Source organism: Streptomyces sp. SID1328 (assembly GCF_009865595.1).
GTDB lineage: Bacteria > Actinomycetota > Actinomycetes > Streptomycetales > Streptomycetaceae > Streptomyces > Streptomyces griseoluteus.
In genome coordinates this window covers 1-2,738 of the sequence record NZ_WWKH01000143.1, presented here as the reverse complement: position 1 = coordinate 2,738, position 2,738 = coordinate 1, and the positions used below count along the sequence as shown (strand labels likewise).

2 protein-coding genes and 1 pseudogene are annotated in these 2,738 nt (G+C 73.4%); 1 reads left to right on the top strand and 2 read right to left on the bottom strand.

Annotation, left to right across the window (positions count from 1 at the left end):
- On the bottom strand, window positions 1-984 hold a 984-nt coding region (locus GT030_RS04480), incomplete at its 3' end, for a helix-turn-helix domain-containing protein (RefSeq protein WP_161199944.1).
- Between the two features lie 71 nt (window positions 985-1,055).
- Between GT030_RS04480 and GT030_RS04475 the strand changes: the two genes are divergently transcribed.
- Window positions 1,056-2,351 carry an MFS transporter gene (locus GT030_RS04475; RefSeq protein WP_161199943.1) on the top strand — a complete coding sequence of 432 codons (1,296 nt, stop codon included), beginning with the start codon at window positions 1,056-1,058 and terminating at the stop codon, window positions 2,349-2,351.
- Between the two features lie 8 nt (window positions 2,352-2,359).
- On the opposite strand, the pseudogene GT030_RS04470 reads toward GT030_RS04475, so the two are convergent.
- Window positions 2,360-2,738 (bottom strand): annotated as a pseudogene (locus GT030_RS04470) (NAD(P)-binding domain-containing protein); the annotation flags it as partial.

Sequence of the window (2,738 nt, the reverse complement as noted above, 5' to 3'; positions counted from 1 at the left end):
GCGCCGGTAGGCGGTCGGCGTCACGCCCAGCGCCTGCTGGAGATGCTGGCGCATCGACTGCGCCGTGCCGAACCCCGCGTCCCGTGCGACCTGGTCGACCGAGAGGTCCGTCGACTCCAGCAACTGCCGTGCCAGCTCGACCCGTTGCGCGGTGAGCCACTGCCCCGGACTCACCCCGACCTCCTCGCGGAAGCGCCGGGTGAAGGTCCGTACCGACATCGCCTCCCGCTCGGCGAGGTCCCGCAGCTGGAGCGGTTCGTGCAGCCGGCCGAGCGCCCAGGCGCGGGCGGCCGTGGTGGTGGCCAACTGCGGTTCGGGCAGCGGGCGGTGTATGTACTGCGCCTGGCCGCCGTCGCGGTGCGGGGGTACGACCATGCGGCGGGCCACGTCGTTGGCGACCGCCGTGCCGTGGTCGCGGCGCACCATGTGCAGGCACAGGTCGATCCCGGCCGCGATCCCCGCCGAGGTGAGCACGTCGCCGTCGTCGATGAACAGCACGTCGGCGTCCACCCGGACCTGGGGGAACAGCTCCTGGAACCGGTCGGCGTGGGCCCAGTGGGTGGTCGCCGGGCGCCCGTCCAGCAGGCCGGCGGCGGCGAGGACGTACACCCCGACGCAGATCGAGGCGAAGCGGGTGCCGGGGCGGACGCGGGCCAGGGCGGCGGCGAGTTCGGGGGTGAGCCGTCCCTCCTCGAAGACGGGGCCGAGTTCGTAGGACGCCGGGACGATCACCGTGTCCGCCGTCGCCAGCGCCTCCGGGCCGTGCGGTACGTCCACCGCGAAGTCGGCGGCGGTCTCGACCGGGCCGGGCGGCCGGATCGAGCAGGTCACCACCTCGTACAGCGGCCTGCCCCGGGCGTCGGTCGGATGGCCGAAGATGCGGTGCGGGATGCCGAGTTCGAAGGGGAGCAGGCCGTCCAGGGCGAGGACGGCGACGCGGTGCGGGCGGAACTCGCCGTCCACCGGCGGGATCTCAGCGGTCATGGCCCGATCCTAGCGAACGCTGTCCTTCGGGCCACTCGCTGCGTGCGGCCGGTGCCGGGACTCTGGAGCACGTGACTCAGACCCGACCCGCTCCCGCCCCCGTCCAGGACGCACCGCGCCGCCGGCGTGTGCACCGCGCCTGGTTCGTCGCCGCCGTCACCTTCGTCACGATCATCGGCGCGGCCGCCTTCCGGTCGCTGCCCGGCCTGCTGATCGACCCGCTGCACGCGGAGTTCGGCTGGTCGCGCGGCACCATCGGCGCGGCCGTCTCCGTCAACCTCGCGCTCTACGGGCTCACCGCGCCGTTCGCCGCCGCGCTGATGGACCGCTTCGGCATCCGCCGGGTCGTCGCCGTCGCGCTGACCGTGATCGCGCTCGGCGCCGGGCTGACCGTGTGGATGACGGCACCCTGGCAACTCATACTCTGCTGGGGCCTGTTCGTCGGGCTGGGCTCGGGGTCGATGGCGCTGGCGTTCGCCGCGACCGTCACCGGGCGCTGGTTCACGTCGCGGCGCGGTCTGGTCAGCGGCATCCTGACCGCCGCGTCCGCCTCCGGCCAGCTCATCTTCCTGCCGCTGCTGTCCTGGATCGTGGAGCACCACCACTGGCGCCCGGCCGCCGTCACGGTCGCGCTGGCCGCCCTCGCCGTCGTCCCGTTCGTCTGGCTGCTGCTGCGCGACCACCCGGCCGACGTGGGCCTGATGCCGTACGGCGCCACGGAGTTCGTGCCCAAGCCGCCGCCGGTGACGGGGGCCGCGCGGCGCGCGCTCACCGTGCTGGCCTCCGCCGTGCGGACGGGGCAGTTCTGGCTGCTCGCGGGCAGCTTCGCCATCTGCGGGGCGTCCACCAACGGGCTGATCCAGACCCACTTCGTGCCCGCCGCCCACGACCACGGGATGCCGGTACCGGCGGCGGCCTCGCTGCTCGCGGTGATCGGTGTGTTCGACGTGCTCGGCACCATCGCCTCCGGCTGGTTCACCGACCGCTTCGACTCCCGGCGGCTGCTCGCCGTCTACTACGCGCTGCGCGGCATCTCGCTGCTGTTCCTGCCGATGCTGCTCGGGCCCGCCGTGCACGTGCCGATGGTGTTCTTCATCGTCTTCTACGGCCTGGACTGGGTCGCCACCGTCCCGCCGACCCTGGCGCTGTGCCGGGAGCGGTTCGGGGAGGACAGCGCGATCGTGTTCGGCTGGGTGCTGGCCTCGCACCAGATGGGCGCGGCCGTCATCGCCTGGCTCGGCGGCTTCGCCCGCGACGTCTTCGGCAGCTACGACATGGTCTGGTACGCGTCCGGGTCGCTGTGCGCGGCGGCGGCGCTGATGTCGCTGGTGATCCGGCGTCGGCCCCCGGTCGTGGCGGTCGCTTGAGAAGGTGTCTAACGCAGGCGCCGGGCAACCGACTTGGCGATCTTCTCCGCGTCGATGGCCAGCTCGCGGAACATGCCGCTGATGGGGTTGGTGAAGCCGGTGAAGTACAGGCCGGGGGCGTCCTTCGGGGTGCGGGCGCCGTGGACCGTGGGCCGGCCGCGCTCGTCCAGCACGCCCAGGTGGCCCACCAGGGAGTCCAGACCCCGGCTGTACCCGGTCGCCGCGATCACCGCGTCCGGCGCGATCCGGGTGCCGTCGGCGAGGGCCACCTTGCCGTCCTCGAACCCCTCGACGGCGGCCACGATCTCCACCTTGCCGGTGCGCACGGCGTCGATCAGGCCGACGTCCTGCACGGGGATCGCGCCCTGCCGGACCCTGCTGTACAGC